The sequence below is a fragment of the Acidovorax sp. LjRoot204 genome, from assembly GCF_056175785.1.
This window is the reverse complement of the sequence record NZ_JBGFFF010000374.1, coordinates 1-1,073: the sequence shown is the minus strand read 5'-3', so window position 1 is coordinate 1,073 and position 1,073 is coordinate 1. Positions and strand designations below refer to the sequence as shown.

At 58.4% G+C, this 1,073-nt stretch carries 1 protein-coding gene and 1 pseudogene; both read left to right on the top strand.

Annotated features, from left to right (window positions below):
• On the top strand, positions 1-795 hold a 795-nt coding region (locus AC04MI_RS25505), incomplete at its 5' end, for an elongation factor 4 family protein (RefSeq protein ID WP_476499083.1).
• Positions 795-986 (top strand): annotated as a pseudogene (locus AC04MI_RS25500) (signal peptidase I); the annotation flags it as partial. The gene AC04MI_RS25505 and the pseudogene AC04MI_RS25500, both read left to right, overlap by 1 nt.
• Between the last annotated feature and the right edge of the window lie 87 nt (positions 987-1,073).

Sequence of the window (1,073 nt, the reverse complement as noted above, 5' to 3'; positions counted from 1 at the left end):
GCGCTGGGCTTTGGCTTCCGCTGCGGCTTTCTCGGACTGTTGCACATGGAGATCGTGCAAGAGCGGCTGGAGCGCGAATTCGACCAGGACCTCATCACGACGGCCCCCAGTGTGGTCTATGAGGTGGTCAAGGCCGACGGCGAAGTGATCATGGTCGAGAACCCTTCCAAGATGCCTGACCAGGGTCGCCTGGAGGAAATCCGCGAGCCTATCGTGACGGTCCATCTGTACATGCCGCAGGACTATGTGGGCCCGGTGATGACGCTGGCCAATCAGAAGCGTGGCGTGCAGATGAACATGGCGTACCACGGTCGCCAGGTAATGCTCACTTACGAAATGCCGCTCGGTGAAATCGTGCTCGACTTCTTTGACAAGCTCAAATCGGTCTCGCGCGGCTACGCCTCCATGGACTACGAGTTCAAGGAGTACCGTGCCTCCGATGTGGTGAAGGTTGATATCCTGCTCAACGGAGAAAAGGTGGATGCCTTGTCCATCATCGTGCACCGTTCGCAGTCGCAGTACCGCGGCCGGGCAGTGGTTGCCAAGATGCGCGAGATCATCAGCCGCCAGATGTATGACGTGGCCATCCRGGCGGCCATTGGCGCCAACATCATTGCGCGCGAAACCATCAAGGCACTGCGCAAAAACGTGTTGGCCAAATGTTATGGCGGGGATATCACCCGCAAACGCAAGCTTCTTGAGAAGCAGAAAGCAGGCAAAAAGCGCATGAAACAGATCGGATCGGTCGAGGTGCCTCAAGAGGCATTCCTGGCCATTTTGCAGGTGGAAGATTGATGCAATTCATGCAAATTTTGACGTCACTGGTGCTGGCGGCCTTCGTGGGCTATATCGGTGCCTGGTATACCGGAGCTATCGAGGGCAACTTTGCACTGCTTTTGTTTCTGGCAACGGTCGTCACCGGCATCTACTGGCTGGCAGAGCGCATTTATTTTCTGCCCCGGCGGCGCCGCGCGGCGCAGCACCTTCGCCACGGCCAGCGCGGGGAAGATGTGGCCGCCGGTTCCGCCGGCCATAATCATCACGGGGGCATGCATCGGCGCGTTCATGCCAGC